Raw genomic sequence first — 19,865 nt, 5'->3', positions numbered from 1 at the left:
ACCGACGCACTATTCTGCCACAGCCCCCGCGGTGCCCTCGTCGGCGGGCTCGCCGGTGACGTCGCCGGGGACGTCGCGGACCCGGCGCAGGCTGCCGCCGTCGACCTCCCAGCCGAGCCCTGCGAGGACCTCGAGGTCGTGCCGGTCGAGCGTCGCGACGTCGAGCCGCTCCAGCATGTCCGGGCGCCGCGCGGCGGTCCGCGCGAGCGCCTGGTCCCGGCGCCAGCGCTCGATGCGGGCGTGGTGGCCCGACAGCAGGACACCGGGCACCTCGAGGCCCTCCCACGCGGGCGGCTTGGTGTACACGGGGTACTCGAGCAGCCCGGCGGCCCCGTGCGACTCCTCGACGAGCGACGCGGGGTTGCCGACGACGCCGGGCAGGAGCCGGCCGACGGCCTCGATCATCACGAGCGCGGCCACCTCGCCGCCGTTGAGCACGTAGTCGCCGATGGACAGCTCGGACACCCGGTGCCCGGCCGCGCGGTAGTGCTCGACGACGCGCGCGTCGATCCCCTCGTAGCGTCCGCACGCGACGACGAGGTGCTCCTCCGTGGCGAGCGCCTCGGCGTGCCGCTGCGTGAAGACCTCGCCCGAGGGAGTGGGGACGACGAGGTGTCCCCCGGTCGCGCCGAGCACGTCGTCGAGCGCGCGGCCCCACACGTCGGGGCGCATGACCATGCCCGCCCCGCCGCCGAACGGCGTGTCGTCGACCGTGCGGTGCCGGTCGGTCGTCCAGTCCCGCAGGTCGTGGACGCGCAGGTCCAGCAGGCCCGCGCGTCGGGCCTTGCCGACGAGCGACAGGTCGAGCGCGGCGAGGTACTCGGGGAAGATCGAGACGACGTCGACGCGCACGTCAGGCCTCGCCCTCGGGCCGGCCGTCGGGCTCGGCGTCCTCGGGCAGGTCGACCACGACGGACGCGGCGTCGCGCGCGAGCAGCCCGCCGGGCGGCGTGAGGACGACGCGGCCGCCCTCGACGTCGACCACGGGCACGATCTGCCGGACGAACGGCACGAGCGTGCGCTCGCCGCCCGTCTCGCGGATCGCGAGCGCGTCGTGCGCGGGCAGGTGCTCGAGCCCCACGACCTCGCCGACGACGGTGCCGTCCTCGAGCTCGGCGCGCAGCCCGCGCAGCTCGTGCGGGTACCAGGCGTCCTCCTCGTCGGAGGCGTCCGCGTCGACGACGAGCTCGACGCCGCGCAGCGCCTCGGCCGCCGACCGGTCGGCCGCCTCGGCGAACGTGACGAGCCAGCGGCCCTGGTGCACGCGCACGCGCGTGACCGTCAGCGGACCCGCGGACGGCGGGTCGGTCTCGAGCCGCTCGCCGACGGCGAGCCGCTCCTCGGGGGCGTCGGTGCGCAGGTCGAGCGCGACCTCGCCCCGGAGCCCGTGCGCACGTCCCACGCGCGCGACCACCAGCTGCATGTCTCCTCCTTCGCCGTCACCAGGGTGCACCCTCCGGCACGACGAGGCCCGGTCCCGTGGTGGGACCGGGCCTCGTCGGGGGGTGTCGCTCGGGTGCTCGACCGCTCAGCGCCGGTCGACGTCGACGACGTCGACCCGCACCGGGCCCTCGGTGGCGAGCGCACCGACCACGGTGCGCAGCGCCTTGGCGGTCCGGCCGCCCCGGCCGATGACTCGGCCCAGGTCGTCCGGGTGCACCCGGACCTCGAGCAGGTCGCCCCGGCGCTGCGGCCGCGCGGTCACACGGACGTCGTCCGGGTGGTCCACGATGCCGCGCACCAGGTGCTCGAGGGCCTCGGCGAGCATCAGGCCTCGGCCTCAGCCTCGTCGGCCTCGGCGGCCGGCTCCTCGGCCTTCTTCTCGGACGCCTTCGCCTTGACCTTCTCGGCCTCGGCGTTGACGGCCTCGACCGCGGCGGCGGCGTCGGACGCGCCGCCCTTGGTCTTCAGGGTGCCCTCGGCACCCGGGAGGCCCTTGAACTTCTGCCAGTCACCCGTGATCTTGAGCAGGGCGAGCACCTGCTCGGTCGGCTGGGCGCCGACACCGAGCCAGTACTGCGCGCGCTCGGACGAGATCTCGATGAACGACGGCTCCTCGGTCGGGTGGTACTTCCCGATCTCCTCGATGACGCGACCGTCGCGCTTGGTGCGCGAGTCGGCCACGACGACGCGGTAGTACGGAGCCCGGATCTTGCCGAGGCGCTTCAGACGAATCTTGACGGCCACTTGGGTGGTCTCTCCTGGTTCTGGTGGTTTCGACCGCGCGCACCACCGGGTGGGGGCCAGGCGGTGGGTGGGTCAGGACGCGGCACGCGCAGGTGAGAGGGGCCTGGGCACGCCGAGTACCGGCCTATTGTGCCAGAGCCTGGGCACCGCGCCCAACCCGGCGCTCAGGAGCGGCCGCCCTCGGCGACGACCTGCCCGCGCAGGACGACGGCGGTGGGGTGCCGGAGGACCTCGACGTCCTCGCGCGGGTCGGCGGGGTACACGACGAGGTCAGCGCTCGAGCCCTCGACCAGCGCACCGAAGCCGAGGAACGCGCGGGCGCGCCAGCTCGACATCGCGACGACCTCGCGTGCCGGGATGCCGGCCGCGACGAGCTCGGCGCACTCGTCGGCGACGCGCCCGTGGGCGATCGTCCCGCCCGCGTCGGTGCCGACGAGCAGCGGGACGCCGGCGTCGTGCAGGTCGCGCACCTGCTGGTACCGCCGCCGGTGCATGCGCCGCATGCGCGCCGCGTACACCGGGTACTTGCCGTCGGCCCGACGCGCGATGGCCTCGAACTGCGCGACCTGCAGGAGGGTCGGTGTCACGGGGACGCCGCGCGCCGCGACCTCGTCCATGAGCTCGCGCGGGATGCCGGTGCCGTGCTCGATGCCGTCGACGCCCGCGGCGAGCAGGTCGGCGACGACCTCCTCGGAGAACGCGTGCACCGTGACGCGCGCGGCCTCGGCGTGCGCGGCCGCGACGGCCTCGGTCAGCACGTCGCGCGGCCACAGCGGGCGCAGGTCGCCGTCGGGGCCCAGGTCGCGGTCGATCCAGTCGCCCACGAGCTTGACCCACCCGTCGCCCGCCCGCGCCTGGGTGCGCACCGCGTCGGGCAGCCGCGCGACGTCGTCCAGCTCGATCCCGTAGCCGCGCAGGTAGCGCCGGCGCCGCGCGAGGTGGGCGCCGGCGCGCACGAGGCGCGGCAGGTCGGCCCGGTCGTGGACCCACGACGTGTCGAGCGGCGAGCCCGCGTCGCGCACGAGGAGCACGCCCGCGTCGCGGTCGGCGAGCGCCTGCTTGGTCGCCGTCTCCTCGTCGACCGCTCCCCCGGCGTCGAGCCCGACGTGGCAGTGCACGTCGACGAGCCCCGGGAGCACCCACCCCTCGAGCACGCGGGCCGCGCTGCCCTGCGGCGAGGGCCGCGTCAGGTTGACGCGCCCGTCGCGCACCCACAGCTCGCCGACCTCGCGGTCCTCGCCGAGCAGGACGTGGCCCTTGACGTGGAGCGGGACGTGCGGGACCGCCATGGGTCAGCGGCCGCCGCCGAGCAGCTTGTCGAGGCCGGGCGGCAGCTCGAGGCCGTCGAGGTCGACCTCGTCGCGCGCGGTGCCGCCGCCGAACGCCGACCCGGCCGGGGCCGTGGGCCCGCCGCCGAGCGCCTTCTGCAGCGCCTCGCGCTCCTGCTGCGCGCGCTTGGCCGGGTTGCCGGAGCGGCCCTTGACCTTCTTCTTCGGCTGCTGCTTGCCGCGCGACTTCTTGCCGGCGCCCGGCATCCCGGGCATGCCCGGCATCCCGCCCGGCACGCCGGGCATCCCCGGCACGCCGCCGCCCTTGCTCATCTGGCGCATCATCTTCTGCGCGGCGTCGAAGCGCTCGAGGAGCTGGTTGACCGCCGTCGTCGTCTGCCCCGAGCCGCGCGCGATGCGCGCGCGCCGCGAGCCGTTGATGATCTTCGGGTTGTCGCGCTCGGCCGGCGTCATCGACTGGATGATCGCCTGGATGCGGTCGACCTCGCGCTCGTCGAAGCTCTCGAGCTGCTCGCGCATCTGCGCCATGCCGGGCAGCATCCCGAGCATCTTCTTCATCGAGCCGAGCTTCTTCATCTGCTGCATCTGCACCAGGAAGTCGGCGAGCGTGAAGTCCTCGCCCTTCTCGACCTTGGCCGCCATCCGGGCGGCCTCCTCGGCGTCGAAGGCGCGCTCGGCCTGCTCGATGAGCGTGAGCACGTCGCCCATGTCGAGGATGCGCGACGCCATGCGGTCGGGGTGGAAGACCTCGAAGTCGGTGAGCTTCTCGCCCGTCGAGGCGAACATGATCGGCCGGCCCGTGACCTTCGCGACCGACAGCGCGGCACCGCCGCGCGCGTCGCCGTCGAGCTTCGACAGGACCACGCCCGTGAAGTCCACGCCCTCGAGGAAGGCCTGCGCGGTCGCGACCGCGTCCTGGCCGATCATCGCGTCGATGACGAACAGGACCTCGTCCGGGTCGATCGCCGCGCGGATGTCGCCGGCCTGGCGCATGAGGACCTCGTCGACGCCGAGGCGGCCCGCGGTGTCGACGATGACGACGTCGTGCTGCTTGGCGCGCGCCTCGGCGACGCCGTCGCGCGCGACCGCGACCGGGTCGCCGATGACCGCGTCGGTCTCCGCGCCCTGGTTGCCGGGGTGCGGCGCGAAGACCGGCACGCCCGCCCGCTCCGCCACGACGGACAGCTGCGTGACGGCGTTGGGCCGCTGCAGGTCGGCGGCGACGAGCAGCGGCGTGTGCCCCTGCTCGCGCAGCGCGAGCGCGAGCTTGCCCGCGAGCGTCGTCTTTCCGGCGCCCTGGAGGCCCGCGAGCATGATCACGGTCGGCGGCGTCTTGGCGTGCCGCAGGGGGCGGGTCTGGCCGCCGAGGATCTCGACGAGCTCGTCGTTGACGATCTTGACGACCTGCTGCGCGGGGTTGAGCGCCGCCGACACCTCCGCCGAGAGGGCGCGCTCGCGCACCGCCGCGGTGAACTCGCGCACGACGGGCACGGCGACGTCGGCGTCGAGCAGCGCGCGACGGATCTCGCGCACGGTCGCGTCGATGTCCGCCTCGGAGAGACGTCCCCTGCCGCGCAGGTTCTTGAACGTCGAGGTGAGCCGGTCGGACAGGGAGGTGAACACCAGGCGATTCCTTACCGGGGGGTGTCGATGCGTGCGGTCCCCTAGCCTACCGGCGGGCCGCGAGCGCCTCGCGCGCCCGGGCCGTGAGGTCGTCGACGAGCCGCGCGCGCCACGCGGTCCAGCCGATCGGCCCGAGCGACGACGCGTCGGCCTGGGTCAGCACGCGCAGCTCTTCGAGGAGGTCACGGCGGTGCCCGACGGCGTCGAGCAGCGCCGCGATCGTGGCCGGGTCGTCGGGGTCCTCCTCCGTGGCGAGCCGCGCGAGCGTGAGGTGCTCGCGCACGAGCGTGGTGACGTCGCGCACGACGTCCTCCTCGAAGCCCATCCGGCGCAGCACGAGCGGCGCGACGCGCGCGCCCTCGGCCGAGTGGTCGTCGTGGACCGCGCCGCGCCGCTTGCCGACGTCGTGCAGCAGCGCGGCGAGCAGCAGCGGCTCGGTGCGCGCGACCGGTCCGTCGTGCCGCGCCGCGACCTCCTTGCGGGCGCGCGGCACGAGCGACGCCGTCTCGACGAGGTGGCGGTCGACCGTGTGCCGGTGGATCGCGGCCCGCTGCGGCTTGTTGCGCACGCCGGCCCACTCGGGCATCCACGTCGTCACGACGCCGGCCAGGTCGAGGGCCTCCCACACGTGCACCTGCGCGGGGCCCGCGCCGAGCAGGGTGAGCAGGTGCGCGCGCGCGGCCTTGGGCCACGGCTCGTCGAGCGGCGGGCACTGCGCGAGCGAGTGCACGGTCACGGGCGACAGGACGAGCCCGGTGCGGGCCGCCGTCGCGGCCGCGCGCAGGCTGAGCAGCGGGTCGCTCGCGGGCTGCGCGTCGACCGCGAGCACGAGCTCGCCGTCGTGCTCGACGAGGCCGTCGCCGACGGAGCGCAGGCGCGGCGGCGTGCGCCGTCCCCGCACGAGCACGGGCTTGCGCGCGACCGGGCGCTGCAGCGCCTGGCGGGCGCGGCGCACGGTCGAGTCGAGCGCGAACGAGATCTCGCGGCCGGCCGCGGCGAGGCTCGCGAGCAGCTCGTCCGGGTCGTCGAAGCCGCAGCGCGCCGCGACCTCGTCGAGGTCGGCCAGGACCAGGCGGGTGGCGCGGCGCCGGGTCACGACCTGGAGCGTGTCGCGCACGTCGAGCAGGTGCGCGTACGCCTGGTCGACGCGCCCGTGCGGACGGTCGGTGAGCCACGTCGCGGCGAGCGCCGAGAGCACGACGGCGTCCCGGATGCCGCCGCGGGCCTCCTTGAGGTCGGGCTCGACGAGGTAGGCGAGCTCGCCCGCGCGGGCGGCGCGCTCGCGCACGCCCGCGAGCAGCTCGGGCAGGCGGCGGCGCGACGCCGAGCGCCAGTCGGTGAGGATGGCCGACGCCGCGCGGTGCACGACGACGGCGTCCCCCGCCACCGGGCGGACGTCGAGCCAGCCGACCGCGGCCGGCAGGTCCTTCGACGCCAGCTGGCGCGTCTGGCTCAGCGAGCGCACGGCGTGGTCGATGTCGACGCCGGAGTCCCACAGCGGGTACCAGAGGCGCTCGGCGACGCGCGCGAGCGCCTCGGGCTTGTGCGTGCGCCCGTCGTGGACGAGCACGAGGTCGAGGTCGGACAGCGGGCCGAGCTCGCCGCGCCCGAGGCTGCCGACCGCGGCGAGCGCGAGGCCCGTGGGCTCGACGTCCGCCGTGGCCTCGGCGTACAGCGCGCCGAGCCGGTCGACGACGATCTGCTGGAGCGCGGCGCGGCGCGCGACGCCCGACCGTCCGGGAGCGGTGAGCTCGGCGGCGGCGGCGAGGAGGTCGGCGCGCAGCCCCACGACAGGGCCCCGCACCCCGGTGCCGGGGTGCGGGGCCTGCGCGGGGTCGCCGCCCGGTGACGGGAGGCTGCTCACCGGGGTCAGAGCGCGGCGTCGCCGTGCTCGCCCGTGCGGACGCGGGCGACGTCGTCGACCGGGACCGTCCACACCTTGCCGTCGCCGATCTTGCCCGTCTGGGCCGCACCGACCACGACGTCGACGATCGACGGCGCGTCCTCGTCCGCGACGAGGATCTCGATGCGGACCTTGGGCACGAGGTCCACGGTGTACTCCGCACCGCGGTAGACCTCGGTGTGCCCCTTCTGGCGCCCGTAGCCGCTGGCCTCGCTGACCGTCATGCCGCGGACGCCGGCGGCCTCGAGGGCCGACTTCACGTCGTCGAGACGGTGGGGCTGGATGACACCCGTGACGAGCTTCATGCGCGGACCTCCTTGATGACCGAACCCTGCTGGATCGTCTCGTACGCGGTCTCACCGTGCACCGCGAGGTCGATGCCGCCGACCTCGTCCTCCTCGGGCACGCGCCAGCCCATCGTGGCCTTGAGGGCCAGGGCGATGACGAGCGTGACGACGGCCGAGATCGCGATGGCGATGACGGCGATGATGACCTGGACCGCCAGCTGGGCGGCGCCGCCGCCGTAGAACAGGCCGGTCTCGGTGGCGAGGAAGCCGAGCGAGACGGTGCCCCACAGGCCGGCGACCAGGTGGACGCCCACGACGTCGAGCGAGTCGTCGTAGCCGAACTTGTACTTGAGGCCGACCGCGAGGGCGCTCAGCGCGCCGGCGACCAGGCCGATGACGATCGCGCCGACCGGGTGCACGTCGCCCGCGGCCGGGGTGATCGCGACGAGGCCCGCGACGACGCCGGACGCGGCGCCGAGCGAGGTCGCCGAGCCGTCGCGCAGCTTCTCGGTGACGAGCCAGCCGAGGATCGCCGCGGCCGTGGCCGTCGTGGTGTTGACCCACGCGAGGCCCGCGGCGCCGTCGGCGCCGTACGCCGAGCCGCCGTTGAAGCCGAACCAGCCGAACCACAGGAGCGCCGCGCCGAGCATGACGAGCGGCAGGTTGTGCGGGCGCATCGGCTCGGTGCCGAAGCCCTTGCGCTTGCCCACGATCAGGGCGAGCACGAGGGCCGCCACACCGGCGTTGATGTGCACCACGGTGCCGCCGGCGAAGTCGATCGGGGCCGCGTCGCCGAAGACGAAGGGGCCCTCGTCGGAGAGCAGGCCGCCGCCCCACACCATGTGCGACAGCGGGAAGTAGGACAGCGTGGCCCACAGGCCCGCGAACACGAGCCAGGTGCCGAACTTGACTCGGTCGGCGATCGCGCCCGAGATGAGCGCGACGGTGATGATCGCGAAGGTGGCCTGGAAGCCGACGTCGACGATGACCGGCAGGCCGTCGCTCAGGACGAACTCACCGGCGTCGTCGAGGATCGTGCCGCTGAGGCCGAACTGCTCGAGCGGGTTCCCGAAGAGCCCGCCGACGCTCGAGCCGTAGGACATCGACCAGCCCCACAGGACGTAGATGACGCCGACGACGGCCATGGCCCCGAACGACATCATCATCATGTTCAGTACGGACTTGCCGCGGACCATGCCCCCGTAGAACAACGCCAGCCCGGGCGTCATCAGGAGCACGAGCGATGCCGAGGTCAGCATCCACGCGGTCACTCCGGTGTCCAGCTCCATCTGTTGTCTCCCTTCGCCAGCCCGTGCGGCCGGTCGGGAACAACCGTCGATGAGCGGGGTTTCACCTGGACTGTTCGCGCGTTACGGGCGTGTGACAAGCGCCACCCGCGCGTAAACGTTGGGTTTCCCGTCCGAGAGATGAGACGCGACCGCACCGAACCCCGTGTCAGACGTCTGGTGGGCTCTGGCCCACCAGACGTCTGACACGGGACTCGACGTCAGCCGAGGATGCCGTCGACGAACTCCTCCGGGTCGAACGGCGCCAGGTCGTCGGGACCCTCGCCGAGACCGACGAGCTTGACGGGCACGCCGAGCTCGCGCTGCACGGCCACGACGATGCCGCCCTTGGCGGTGCCGTCGAGCTTGGTCAGCACGATGCCCGTGACGCCGGCGACCTCGCCGAACACGCGCGCCTGGTTGAGGCCGTTCTGGCCCGTGGTGGCGTCGAGCACGAGGAGGACCTCGCTGAGGGGCGCCTCGCGCGTGATCACGCGCGTGATCTTGCCCAGCTCGTCCATGAGGTCGGCCTTGTTCTGCAGGCGCCCGGCGGTGTCGACGAGCACGACGTCGGCGCCGTCGGCCGTGCCCTTGCGCACCGCGTCGAACGCCACCGACGCCGGGTCGGCGCCGTCGCGGTCCGCGCGCACCGTCTCGACGCCGACGCGCGAGCCCCAGGTCTGCAGCTGGTCGGCCGCGGCCGCGCGGAACGTGTCGGCCGCGCCGAGCACCACGGTCCGCCCCTCGGCGACGAGCACGCGCGCGAGCTTGCCGACGGTCGTCGTCTTGCCCGTGCCGTTGACGCCGACGACGAGCACGACGGCGGGGACGGGCGTCCCGTCGTCGGACACCGGGCGGGACGTCGCGACCGAGCGGTCCAGGCTGGGGTCGACGACCTTGATCAGCTCCTCGCGCAGCAGGGCGCGGACCGACGCGCCGTCGCGCGCGCCCTGGACGCGCACGCGCGTGCGCAGCGCCTCGAGCAGCTCCCCGGCCGGGCCGGCGCCGATGTCGGCGAGCAGGAGCGTCTCCTCGATCTCGTCCCAGTCGTCCTCGGTGAGGTGGTCGCGCGACAGCACGGTGAGCAGGCGGGCGCCCAGCGGGGAGCCCGAGCGCGCGAGGCGGTCGCGCAGGCGGACCAGGCGGCCCGCGGCGGGCGCCGGCCTCTCGACGGCCGGCGGTGCCGCGGCCTCGGCGGGCGACGGCGCCTCGGGCTCGAGGACGGCCGTGCCCCCGGGCCGCTCGTCCGTCGTCGTGCCGCCCGCGGAACGGTCGCCCGTCTCGTCGACGGGCGGGGCGCCGCGACGACGGCGCAGGGGTGCGAGCAGGGCCGCGCCGCCACCGGCGAGGACCAGGATGCCGAGCGTGAGCCAGAGCCAGAGCTGATCAGTCACGCGCCCCAGTCTCCCAGACGCACTGTGACGTCAGGCGCTCCTGCGGGCCGGGCGGCTCACCTCGACGTGGCCCACGTGCAGCGTGTGGCGCGCCTGCTCGCGGGCGCGCTGCAGCACGTCGGTGAGCTCCTCGGCGTCGACGTACCCCGGCGCGGACTCGACCGTCGCGGCGAAGAACGCGTCCATGTCGGTGTCGACGGGCTTGGGGGTGCGGCGCCGGTCGCCCCGGCGCAGGCCGGAGCGGAAGTCGCGCCAGAACTGCACGAGCCCGCCGGGCGCGTCCTCCGAGCGGGCGTCGCGGCGCTCCATCACGCTCGCCACGAGGAAGACGGCGAGGGCGAGCAGGATGCTGAGCGCGACCCAGAGGACGTAGGTGATCACGGGGACATTCTCACAATGCGTCGGCGGTTTCGCGCAGCCTCTGCGAGATGACGGTCGTCACACCGTCGCCCCGCATCGTCACGCCGTACAGCGCGTCGGCGATCTCCATGGTGCGCTTCTGGTGGGTGATGACGATGAGCTGGGAGTCCTCCTGGAGCTCGCGGAAGATCTCCAGCAGGCGTCCCAGGTTCACGTCGTCGAGAGCGGCCTCGACCTCGTCCATGACGTAGAACGGGCTCGGGCGGGCCTTGAAGATCGACACCAGGAACGCCACGGCCGTGAGCGAGCGCTCGCCGCCCGAGAGCAGCGAGAGCCGCTTGACCTTCTTGCCCGCGGGGCGCGCCTCGACCTCGATGCCCGTCGTCAGCAGGTCGGACGGGTCGGTGAGCACGAGCCGGCCCTCGCCGCCCGGGAACAGGCGCGGGAACACGCGCTCGAACTGGGCGGCGGTGTCGCGGAACGCCTCGGCGAACACCTGCTGCACGCGCTCGTCGATCTCCTCGACGATGTGCAGGAGGTCCTCGCGCGACTTCTTGAGGTCCGCGAGCTGCGTCGTGAGGAACTGGTGCCGCTCCTCGAGCGCGGCGAACTCCTCGAGCGCGAGCGGGTTGACCGTGCCGATGCGCCTGAGCGCGCGCTCGGCGGCCTGCGCCCGCCGCTCCTGCTCCTCGCGCACGTAGGGCACCGGCTCCGGGTCGGGCTCGTCGGGAGCGGCGTCCTCCGGGCGGGGCACCGGCACGGGGCGGTGCGGGCCGTACTCCTCGACGAGCGCGTCGGGGTCCGTCCCGAGCTCCTCGACCGCGCGGGCCTGGAGCTGCTCGAGGCGCAGCTGCTGCTGGGCGCGCGCGACCTCGTCGCGGTGCGCGACGTCCGTCAGGTCGCGCAGCTCGGCCGTCAGCCGCTCGACGTCGGCCCGCACCGCGTCGAGCTCGGCCTGGCGCGCGGCGCGCGCCTCGTCGGCCGCGGCGCGCTCGTCCCGCGCCCGCTCGATCGACCGGTCGAGGGCGGCGAGCGCGGTCGTCGCGTCGGTGCGCACGGCGGCGGCCCGCTCGGCCTGGGCGGCGCGCGCCCGGGCGCGGGCGGCGGCCCGCTCGCGCGCCTGCCGCTCCTGGGCCGCGGCGCGGGCGAGCCCCGCCGCACGTCCGGCGACGGCGCGCGCCCGCTCCTCGGAAGTGCGCAGCGCGAGACGGGCCTCCGTCTCGGCGGTGCGTGCCGCGGTCGCCTCGGCCTGCCGCGCGTCGCGCGCGGCCTGCGCCTCGGCGATCGCCTCGTCGGACTGCGCGGGCTCCGCCTCGGCGACCTCGAGGCGGCGGGCCAGCTCGGCGAGCTCGGCCTCGTCGGCCGCGCGGCGCGCGAGCGCCTGCTCGAGCGTCGCGCGGTGGCGGTCCGCCTCGGCCCGTGCCGCACGCTGCGCCGCGCCGAGCGTGCCGAGCTGCTCCGCGACCGCGGCCAGCGCGGCGTCGGACTCGTGCAGGCGCTCGAGCGTCTCGTCGTGGCGCTCCTGGGCGCGGCCCAGGCGGTCGCGCGCGCCGCCCAGCTCGAAGCGGCAGCGCTCGCCGCGGGCCACGGCCTCCTCGAGCCCGGCGCGGGCCTCCTCGAGCGCCGACGTGAGGTGCAGGACGCTGGGCGCGGCGGCCGAGCCGCCCCACGCGCGCGTCGCGCCGAGCAGGTCTCCCGCCCGTGTGACGGCGACGACCTCGGGGTGCGCCGCGACGAGCGCGCGGGCCTCGGCGAGGTCGTCGACCACGACGACGTCGGCGAGCACGGCACGCAGCGCCCCGGCGGCCGGTCCCGAGACGGTCACGACGTCGGTGGCGCGCCGGGCGCCGTCGGGCACCGTGTCAGAACGCTGGTGGGCTCCGTCCCACCCGGCTTCTGACACGGGCGAGGGCGAGCCGACGACGAGGCCCGCGCGGCCGGCGTCGTCGTCGCGCAGCGACCGCAGCGCGTCGACCGCGGCGTCGAGGCTCTCGACCGCCACGGCGTCGGCGAGCGGGCCGAGCGCGGCGGCGACCGCGTCCTCGAACCCCGGCTCGACGCCGAGCAGCGCGGCGACCGAGCCGAGCACGCCCGGCACGTCGCCCGCGAGCAGCGCCCCGGCGCCGTCCTTGCGGTCGAGGCTGAGCTCGAGCGCCTCGACGCGCGCGCTCCACGTCGCGCGGTCCTTGTCGGCCGCGGCGGCCGCCTCCTCGAGCGCGGCGACGGCGGCGCGCGCCTCCTCGAGCTCGCGCGTCGCCGCCTCGTGCTCGGCGTCGAGCCCTTCCTCGCCCTCCTCGGCGCCCACGACCTGGGTCTCGAGAGCGGCGAACTCGCGCGTGGCCTCGTCCGCCCGCTTCTCGGCCTCCTCGAGGGCAGCGCGGACGCGCTCGAGCTCGGCGTCCGCCGCCTCGACCCGGCTGCGGCGCGCCGCGACCTGCCCCGCGAGCCGGGCCAGGCCCTCGCGCCGGTCCGCCGCGCCGCGCAGCAGGTGGCGGAGCTCCTTTTTGGGCCGCCGCGGCGGCCTCCTTCGCGGCGGTGCGCGGGGCGACGGGGTCCTCGAGCGCCGCGCGCGCGAGCTTGACCTCGGGGGTCAGCTTGGCCTCCGACGCCCGCGCCCGCTCGGCCTGGGCCTTGAGCTCGGCCGGGTCCTGGCCCCGGTGCTCGGGCTCGGCCGACCCGAGCAGGCGCACGCGCTTGTCGGCCAGCGTGCGCAGCCCGCGCAGCCGCTCGCGCAGCGCGGTAAGCGCGTGGAAGGTGTTGGCGGCGCGGCCGGCCTCGGCCGTCGTGCCGGCGGCGGCGACCTCGAGGCGCGCCAGGCGCTCGCGCGCCTTGCCGAGGGCCTGCTCGGTCGCGGCCTGCTGCCGGCGGAGGGCGCGCTCGTCCGCGCGCTCCTGCTCGAGCTGGGCCTGCAGCTGGGCGAGGTCGTCCGCGAGCAGGCGCGACCGCGCGTCGCGCAGCTCGGCCTGCACGGTGCGGGCCTTGCGCGCGGCCTCGGCCTGCCGCCCGAGCGGGCCGAGCTGGCGGCGCAGCTCCGTGGTGAGGTCCGTGAGCCGCGCGAGGTTGCCCGCCATCGCCTCGAGCTTGCGCAGCGCCTTCTCCTTGCGCTTGCGGTGCTTGAGGACGCCGGCGGCCTCCTCGACGAAGCCGCGGCGCTCCTCGGGCGTCGCGCGCAGCACGGCGTCCAGCTGTCCCTGCCCGACGACGACGTGCATCTCGCGCCCGATGCCCGAGTCGCTCAGGAGCTCCTGGATGTCGAGCAGCCGGCACGAGCTGCCGTTGATCGCGTACTCCGACCCGCCGCTGCGGAACAGCGTGCGGGAGATGGTGACCTCGGTGTACTCGATCGGCAGGGCGCCGTCGGTGTTGTCGATCGTCAGCGACACCTCGGCGCGGCCGAGCGGCGGGCGGCCCGACGTGCCGGCGAAGATGACGTCCTCCATCTTGCCGCCGCGCAGCGACTTGGCGCCCTGCTCGCCCATGACCCACGCCAGGGCGTCGACCACGTTCGACTTGCCCGAGCCGTTGGGCCCGACGACGCACGTGATGCCCGGCTCGAAGCTCAGCGTCGTCGCCGAGGCGAACGACTTGAAGCCCCGGAGCGTGAGCGTCTTGAGGTGCACCTGGTGAGCCTAACCGCGCGGCGGCCGGAAACCGCGGAGATCCGCCGTTCCCGCGCCGCCGTCAGAGGTGCGGGAACCAGAGGGCGATCTCGCGCTCGGCCGACTCGACCGAGTCGGAGCCGTGCACGAGGTTCTGCTGGACCTTCAGGCCCCAGTCGCGGGCCAGGTCGCCGCGGATCGTGCCGGGGGCGGCCTCGGTCGGGTTGGTGGCCCCGGCGAGCGAGCGGAAGCCGGCGATCACGCCCTGGCCCTCGGCCACGACGGCGAGGATCGGGCCCGAGAGCATGAACTCGACGAGCGGGCCGTAGAACGGCTTGCCGGCGTGCTCGGCGTAGTGCTCCGCGAGGAGCTCGGGCGTCGCGCTCTTGAGCTCGACGGCCGCGAGCGTGTAGCCCTTGGCCTCGATGCGGCGCAGCACCTCGCCGGACAGGCCCCGGCGGACGCCGTCGGGCTTGACGAGGACGAGCGTGCGCTCGGCGGCGGGGGTGGTGGGCTCGGCGGGCACGGTGTTCTGCGCGACGTCGGTCATAGCCAGAACCCTACCGGCGGGCCGAGGGCTCAGGAGTCCACCCTCGGGGCCGTCTCGGGGTGCGCGGCGTCGTACTCGGCGCGCTCGCGGTCGATGCGGCCGCCGAGGCGGAGCGCGACGACCCACATGACCACGAAGATGCCCGCGACGACGAACATCATGGGCAGCAGGAGCCCCATGGCGAGCACGGGGACCTGCGCGACCGACCCGGCGAGGTAGCCGCCGGGCCGCGACACCGTCCGGGCGAGGACGAGCAGCGTGACGAACAGCACGCCCGCGATGATCCACAGCGCCGTCGCAGACGCGATGACGAAGGGCCCGCGCTCGTACGCCGAGTCGCGCAGGCCGTACAGCGCGAACGCCGCGAACAGCACGACGAAGGCCTCGAGCTGCAGCGTCGCCGAGGCGAGCTGCACCTTGGCGGGCTTCTTCGGCTTGATGGGGTCGCCCGGGCGCGGGCGGTCGTCCTTGCTCACCGGTCCACGATATCGGCGCGCGCGGGGTCGCTGACCGCCTCGCCCCGCGCGACCATGCCCGCGACGTCGGACAGCTTGATGACGGGCAGGAAGAGCGCGAGCACGAGGCCGGCGACGACGAGCGGCACGAGGTACCAGAACGACGGCGCGAGCGCGTCGGCGTAGGCGTCGACGACGCCGGTGCGGAACGGCTCGGGCAGCTGCTGGACGGCGTGCGGGGTGAGCGAGGACTCGCTCGTGCCGGCGCCGCCCGCGGCGCCCGAGAACACCGAGCCGAGGTTCTCGGTCAGGCGCGTGGTGAAGATCGTGGTGAACAGGGCCGTGCCGACGGCGGCGCCGATCTCGCGGAAGAAGTTGTTCGCGCTCGTCGCGGTGCCGAGCTCGTGCGGGTCGACGGCGTTCTGCACCGCGAGCACGACGACCTGCATGACCAGGCCCGTGCCCGCGCCCAGCACGAAGATCATCGCGCCGAAGGTCCACATCGACATGTCGCCCGACAGGCGCGTGAGCCACACCATGCCGAGCAGCACGACGACGAGACCCGCCACCGGGTAGGCCTTGTAGCGCCCGGTCCGCGCGATCGCGAAGCCGGACACGATCGAGGTGAGCATCATCCCGGCCATCATCGGGAGCATGAGCCAGCCGGACTCGGTCACGCCGGCGCCCGTCGACATCTGCAGGAACGTCGGCAGCATCGCCATGGCCGAGAACATGCCCATGCCGAGCACGAGGCCGATGAGGGTCGTGACGGTGAAGGTGCGGTTCCGGAACAGCCGCAGCGGGATGAGCGGCTCGGCGGCGCGCGTCTCGGCGACCACGAACGCGGCCACGGCGGCGAGCGTCAGCGCGACCAGCCCGCTCAGGCGCCAGTCGCCCCAGTCGTAGCCGCCCGTCGCGATCGACTCCCAGCTCGTCACGACGACGATGCCCGTCGTCGCGACCGCCATGGTGACGATGCCGGCCCAGTCGACCGGGCGGCGCGACCGGTGCGTCGGGAGCCGGAGCGTGAACCACGCGATCGCGAGCGCGACGATGCCGACCGGGACGTTGAGCCAGAAGGCCCACCGCCAGCCCGGGCCCTCGGTGAGCCAGCCGCCCAGGAGAGGGCCGAGCACGGCCGAGATGCCGAACAGCGCGCCCAGCGGACCCATGTACTTGCCGCGCTCCGAGGCGGGCACGACGTCGGCGATGATCGACTGCGACAGGATCATCAGGCCGCCGCCGCCCAGGCCCTGGACCGCCCGCCACACGACGAGCTCGAGCATCGTCCCGGCGAACCCGGCTCCGGCGGACGCCACGGTGAACAGCGCGACCGCGACCAGGAACGGCCAGCGCCGCCCCCACAGGTCGCCGAACTTGCCGTAGAGCGGCATCGCGACGGCCACGGCGAGGATGTAGGCCGTGATGACCCACCCCTGGTGGGCCACGCCGTCGAGCTCGCCCACGATCGTGGGCATCGCGGTGCCGACGATCGTCTGGTCGAGCGACGACAGGAACATCGACGCCATGAGGGCGCCGAAGATCAGCCAGATCGTGCGCTGCGTCAGGACGACGAGCGGCTTGTCCGGCGCGGGGGCGGGGGCGTGGCTCATGGGGACCTCAGGTCTCGAGTCTCGGCGGGTGCGGGGTGTGCGGGGTGTGCGGGGTGCTGCTCGGGTGCCCGGCGCGCTCAGGCGCGGGCGATCGCCGCGAGCTGCGCGACGGCGGCCCGCACGTGGTCGGCGACGGCGCCCACGCGCCCGCCGCGCTCCCAGCGCTCCCCCGCCGCGCGCAGCACCAGGAAGAGCGCCATCGAGCAGAGCTCGGCGTCGGCGGGCAGGGGGCGTGCGGCGTGGCGGCGCTCGAACAGCGCCGCGACCTCGGCCCGGTGCGCCTCGAGCCACGTGACGTGCCGGGCGAGCAGCCGGGGGTCGGACTCCACGAGCGCGAAGGTGCGCGCGACCCGGTCGGGAGAGCTGGCGAAGCCGCCGATCATCGCGACGGCGAACGCCTCGACGTCACGCAGGAACTCGCCCGTGGGGCCACCCCCGACGAACGCGTCCACGACGGCCGGGTCGACGTCGAGCGCCCGGTGGCCGAGCACGGCGTCGTCCTTGGAGTCGAAGTAGTTGAAGAACGTGCGCGGGGAGATGCCGACCTCGTCGGCGATCTGCTCCACGGTGACCGCGTCGAGGCCGCGCTCGAGCACGAGCCGCTGCGCGGCGTCCACGATCGCGTCGGCCCGCGCGCGCTTCTTGCGCTCGCGCAGGCCAGGCTCCGTCTCGGTCACCGCTCAATTCTGCAGCGGCTGCATTTTTTCACCAACTGTAGTTTCCGGTGAGCCGCGTCACACCTCGCCGAAGCCGCCCTCGATGAGGCCGACGACGACGGCCACGGCCGCCTCGGCGCGCTCCCCGCGCGCCGCGATCTCGAGCTCCCGGCCCCCCGTGGCGCCGAGCGCGAGCAACTGCAGGACGCTCGTCGCGTCGACGCCGTCGACCGTCATCGGGACGCCCAGGTCCGCGACCGTGCGCGCGAGCACCGCGGCCGGCCGGGCGTGCAGCCCGAGCGGGTTCGGCACGGTCACGCGCGCGGTCACCACGCCGTCCTGGGCGCCGGGCGCCTCGGCGCCGGGCGCCTCGACGACGCCGACAGCCTCGCCCGCGAGGACGGTGCCGGCCGCTCCCCCGGTGTCCCGGGTCTCGACGAGCTCGAGCACCGGCCCGGGCTGGCCGATCGACGTCACCGCACCCTCGGCCGCGGCGGCGACGGCGTCGGCACCCGCGCCCTGCTGCGCGGTCACGGCCGCGGCCACCGCGCCCTCGACGAACGGGGCCGAGACCAGGCGGGCCCGCCCCGCGAGCGACTCGTCGACCTCGAACGCGGTCTCGACGGTGAGCACCGCCGACCCGAGGTCCGCCAGCACGATCGCGGCGTCGGCCTGCGCGAGGACGTCCTCGAGCGCGGCCTGCACCCGCTCGAGCGACGTGCCGAGGCCGCCCTCGGCGTCGCCCGCGCCGACGCGCACGACGACGTCGGGCGCCATCTCGCGCGCCAGCTCGGCCGTGCCCTCGGCGAGCAGGACCGAGTGCGAGACGAGGACGAGGCCGACGGTCACGCCGCAGGCACCTCGTCCGTGAGCGCGGCGGCGAGCGCGGCACCGAGCAGCAGCGCGGTCGAGCGGGCGCCCGGGTCCTCGTGCCCCGCCGAGCGGGGGCCGAGGTACGACGCGCGACCCTTGGTCGCCACGAGCGGGATCGTCGAGGTCGCCCCGGCGTCGGCCGCCTCGGCCGCGGCCCGGAGCACCGCGACCGGGTCGGCGCCGTCCTGCGCGGCGCGCGTCGCGGCGTCGACCGCGGGCTGCCACGCGTCGACCATGGTCTTCTCGCCCGTGGTCGCCTTGCCGCGCGTCGTGATGCCCTCGAGCGCGGCCTCGAGCATGACGACGACGCCGTGCGCGTCGAGCGCGTCGCGCTCGGTGACCTTGCCCGCGCGCAGGAACGCCGTCCCGTACAGCGGGCCGGACGCGCCGCCGACCGACGACATGAGCGTCGTGGCGACGACCTTGAGCACCTGGCCCACCTGCGTGCGCTCCGCGCCGTCGTCGAGCTTGGCCACCACGGCGCGGAACCCGCGGTGCATGTTCTCCCCGTGGTCGCCGTCGCCGATCTGCCGGTCGAGCTCCGTGAGCTCGTCCCGGGCGGCGGCGAGCGCCTCCGCCGACCGTCGCACCCAGCGTTCGGACCATGCCACGTCGAGCGTCATCGCGCCCCTTCCCTCTCCCGACGGCCTCGGGCCGGTCACCGGCCCGCGGGTGCTACCAGTGCAGCGCGGGCGTGCGCACGGGCGCGTCCCACAGCGCCTCGAGCTCGTCGTCCAGCCGGAGCACGGTCACCGACGCGCCCTGCATCTCGAGCGACGTCACGTAGTTGCCCACGAGCGACCGCGACACCTGCACGCCGCGCTCCTCCAGCAGCCTCCGCGCCCGACCATAGACGACGTAGAGCTCGGACAGCGGCGTGCCGCCCATCCCGTTGACGAACAGCAGCACGCGCTCGCCCGAGGCGAGGCCCAGGTCGTCCGCGACCGGCTCGAGCAGGCTGCGCGTGATGTCGCTCGCGCCGCTCAGCGCGACGCGGTGCCGACCGGGCTCGCCGTGGATGCCGATGCCGATCTCGATCTCGTCGTCGCCCAGGTCGAAGCTCGGCTTGCCGACGTGCGGGACGGTGCACGCGGTGAGCGCGACGCCCATCGACCGCACGTTGGCCACGACGCGCTCCGCGATCGCGGTCACGCCCGCCAGGTCGTCGCCGCGCACGGCGGCCGCGCCGGCGATCTTCTCGACCGCCACGGTGCCGGCGACGCCGCGCCGACCCGCGGTGTAGAGCGAGTCCTCGACCGCGACGTCGTCGTTGACGAGCACGCTCGCGACCTCGACCCCCTCGGCCTCGGCGAGCTCGACCGCTGTCTCGAAGTTGAGCACGTCGCCCGTGTAGTTCTTGACGATCGCGAGCACGCCCTTGCCGCCGTCGGACGCCTGGATGGCCGGCGCGATCTGGTCGGGCGTCGGCGACGTGAACACGGCGCCAGGGACGGCGGCGTCGAGCATCCCGTCGCCGACGAAGCCGGCGTGCAGCGGCTCGTGCCCGGAGCCCCCGCCGCTCACGAGGCCGACCTTGCCCTGCACGGCCCCGCTCGCGCGCGTGACGTAGAACGGGTCCGTATGGACCTCGACCAGGTCGGCGTGGGCCAGGCCGAAGCCCTCCAAGGAGTCGGCGACCGCGTTCGCCGGGTCGTCGAGCAGCTTCTTCATCGCAGCACGTCCCTCCTCGTCACGAGGCGCCGGGCCGCCCCGGCGCGACCCGCACGCCCTGCGGACCATCAAACACCCGCGCGGCGAGGAGCGCACGGGACGCCGCTCACGACGGGACG

Annotated in this window: 18 protein-coding genes and 1 pseudogene; all 19 read right to left on the bottom strand. The window is 75.0% G+C overall.

Annotated features, from left to right (window positions below; genetic code table 11):
- Positions 1–9: 9 nt before the first annotated feature.
- Positions 10–852 (bottom strand): tRNA (guanosine(37)-N1)-methyltransferase TrmD, encoded by an 843-nt coding sequence (gene trmD / locus ISOVA_RS05990; protein WP_013838350.1) that lies wholly within the window; start codon positions 850–852, stop codon positions 10–12.
- Between the two features lies 1 nt (position 853).
- Positions 854–1,423, bottom strand: coding sequence for a ribosome maturation factor RimM (gene rimM, locus ISOVA_RS05985; RefSeq protein ID WP_013838349.1), 570 nt, complete (start codon positions 1,421–1,423; stop codon positions 854–856).
- Positions 1,424–1,528: 105 nt separating this feature from the next.
- The gene (locus tag ISOVA_RS05980; RefSeq protein ID WP_013838348.1) at positions 1,529–1,768 is read right to left on the bottom strand and encodes an RNA-binding protein; all 240 of its coding nucleotides are present in this window, start codon (positions 1,766–1,768) and stop codon (positions 1,529–1,531) included.
- Positions 1,768–2,187 (bottom strand): 30S ribosomal protein S16, encoded by a 420-nt coding sequence (rpsP, locus tag ISOVA_RS05975; protein ID WP_013838347.1) that lies wholly within the window; start codon positions 2,185–2,187, stop codon positions 1,768–1,770. Before rpsP ends, ISOVA_RS05980 begins: the two co-directional genes overlap by 1 nt.
- A gap of 164 nt (positions 2,188–2,351) precedes the next feature.
- On the bottom strand, positions 2,352–3,476 hold the full coding sequence (locus tag ISOVA_RS05970; protein WP_013838346.1) for an amidohydrolase family protein: 1,125 nt from the start codon (positions 3,474–3,476) through the stop codon (positions 2,352–2,354).
- 3 nt (positions 3,477–3,479) lie between these two features.
- A complete protein-coding gene (gene ffh / locus ISOVA_RS05965; RefSeq protein ID WP_013838345.1) occupies positions 3,480–5,099 on the bottom strand; it encodes a signal recognition particle protein in 1,620 nt (539 codons plus the stop codon).
- Positions 5,100–5,145: 46 nt separating this feature from the next.
- A complete protein-coding gene (locus tag ISOVA_RS05960) occupies positions 5,146–6,963 on the bottom strand; it encodes a [protein-PII] uridylyltransferase family protein (protein ID WP_013838344.1) in 1,818 nt (605 codons plus the stop codon).
- Between the two features lie 5 nt (positions 6,964–6,968).
- Positions 6,969–7,307, bottom strand: coding sequence for a P-II family nitrogen regulator (locus ISOVA_RS05955; protein ID WP_013838343.1), 339 nt, complete (start codon positions 7,305–7,307; stop codon positions 6,969–6,971).
- A complete protein-coding gene (locus ISOVA_RS05950) occupies positions 7,304–8,578 on the bottom strand; it encodes an ammonium transporter (protein WP_013838342.1) in 1,275 nt (424 codons plus the stop codon). Before ISOVA_RS05950 ends, ISOVA_RS05955 begins: the two co-directional genes overlap by 4 nt.
- 218 nt (positions 8,579–8,796) lie before the next feature.
- Entirely contained in the window at positions 8,797–9,969 is a 1,173-nt protein-coding gene (gene ftsY, locus ISOVA_RS05945; protein WP_013838341.1) for a signal recognition particle-docking protein FtsY, read from the bottom strand.
- Between the two features lie 30 nt (positions 9,970–9,999).
- Positions 10,000–10,350, bottom strand: coding sequence for a hypothetical protein (locus ISOVA_RS05940; protein WP_013838340.1), 351 nt, complete (start codon positions 10,348–10,350; stop codon positions 10,000–10,002).
- 10 nt (positions 10,351–10,360) lie between these two features.
- Positions 10,361–13,949 (bottom strand): annotated as a pseudogene (gene smc / locus ISOVA_RS05935) (chromosome segregation protein SMC).
- 61 nt (positions 13,950–14,010) lie between these two features.
- A complete protein-coding gene (ndk, locus tag ISOVA_RS05930; protein ID WP_013838339.1) occupies positions 14,011–14,478 on the bottom strand; it encodes a nucleoside-diphosphate kinase in 468 nt (155 codons plus the stop codon).
- Between the two features lie 29 nt (positions 14,479–14,507).
- Positions 14,508–14,954 carry a DUF4233 domain-containing protein gene (locus ISOVA_RS05925; RefSeq protein WP_013838338.1) on the bottom strand — a complete coding sequence of 149 codons (447 nt, stop codon included), beginning with the start codon at positions 14,952–14,954 and terminating at the stop codon, positions 14,508–14,510.
- On the bottom strand, positions 14,951–16,546 hold the full coding sequence (locus ISOVA_RS05920) for an MDR family MFS transporter (RefSeq protein WP_013838337.1): 1,596 nt from the start codon (positions 16,544–16,546) through the stop codon (positions 14,951–14,953). Before ISOVA_RS05920 ends, ISOVA_RS05925 begins: the two co-directional genes overlap by 4 nt.
- A gap of 77 nt (positions 16,547–16,623) precedes the next feature.
- Positions 16,624–17,223 (bottom strand): TetR/AcrR family transcriptional regulator, encoded by a 600-nt coding sequence (locus ISOVA_RS05915; protein WP_013838336.1) that lies wholly within the window; start codon positions 17,221–17,223, stop codon positions 16,624–16,626.
- 57 nt (positions 17,224–17,280) lie between these two features.
- On the bottom strand, positions 17,281–18,051 hold the full coding sequence (dhaM, locus tag ISOVA_RS05910; protein ID WP_013838335.1) for a dihydroxyacetone kinase phosphoryl donor subunit DhaM: 771 nt from the start codon (positions 18,049–18,051) through the stop codon (positions 17,281–17,283).
- The gene (gene dhaL, locus ISOVA_RS05905) at positions 18,048–18,698 is read right to left on the bottom strand and encodes a dihydroxyacetone kinase subunit DhaL (protein WP_013838334.1); all 651 of its coding nucleotides are present in this window, start codon (positions 18,696–18,698) and stop codon (positions 18,048–18,050) included. The genes dhaM and dhaL overlap by 4 nt, the downstream gene beginning before the upstream one ends.
- 52 nt (positions 18,699–18,750) lie before the next feature.
- Positions 18,751–19,746, bottom strand: a complete 996-nt coding sequence (gene dhaK, locus ISOVA_RS05900) for a dihydroxyacetone kinase subunit DhaK (RefSeq protein WP_013838333.1) — start codon at positions 19,744–19,746, stop codon at positions 18,751–18,753.
- Between the last annotated feature and the right edge of the window lie 119 nt (positions 19,747–19,865).

The sequence above is a fragment of the Isoptericola variabilis 225 genome (genome assembly GCF_000215105.1).
GTDB classification, from domain to species: Bacteria; Actinomycetota; Actinomycetes; order Actinomycetales; family Cellulomonadaceae; genus Isoptericola; species Isoptericola variabilis_A.
This window is presented reverse-complemented; position numbering and strand designations above follow the sequence as displayed.

Coding starts and splice junctions, on each gene's coding strand:
- ISOVA_RS05920 (WP_013838337.1), bottom strand. CDS start 16,546: ATGAGCCACGCCCCCGCCCCCGCGCCGGACAAGCCGCTCGTCGTCCTG.
- ISOVA_RS05950 (WP_013838342.1), bottom strand. CDS start 8,578: ATGGAGCTGGACACCGGAGTGACCGCGTGGATGCTGACCTCGGCATCG.
- rimM (WP_013838349.1), bottom strand. CDS start 1,423: ATGCAGCTGGTGGTCGCGCGCGTGGGACGTGCGCACGGGCTCCGGGGC.
- ISOVA_RS05955 (WP_013838343.1), bottom strand. CDS start 7,307: ATGAAGCTCGTCACGGGTGTCATCCAGCCCCACCGTCTCGACGACGTG.
- ndk (WP_013838339.1), bottom strand. CDS start 14,478: ATGACCGACGTCGCGCAGAACACCGTGCCCGCCGAGCCCACCACCCCC.
- ISOVA_RS05970 (WP_013838346.1), bottom strand. CDS start 3,476: ATGGCGGTCCCGCACGTCCCGCTCCACGTCAAGGGCCACGTCCTGCTC.
- dhaK (WP_013838333.1), bottom strand. CDS start 19,746: ATGAAGAAGCTGCTCGACGACCCGGCGAACGCGGTCGCCGACTCCTTG.
- dhaL (WP_013838334.1), bottom strand. CDS start 18,698: ATGACGCTCGACGTGGCATGGTCCGAACGCTGGGTGCGACGGTCGGCG.
- ISOVA_RS05980 (WP_013838348.1), bottom strand. CDS start 1,768: ATGCTCGCCGAGGCCCTCGAGCACCTGGTGCGCGGCATCGTGGACCAC.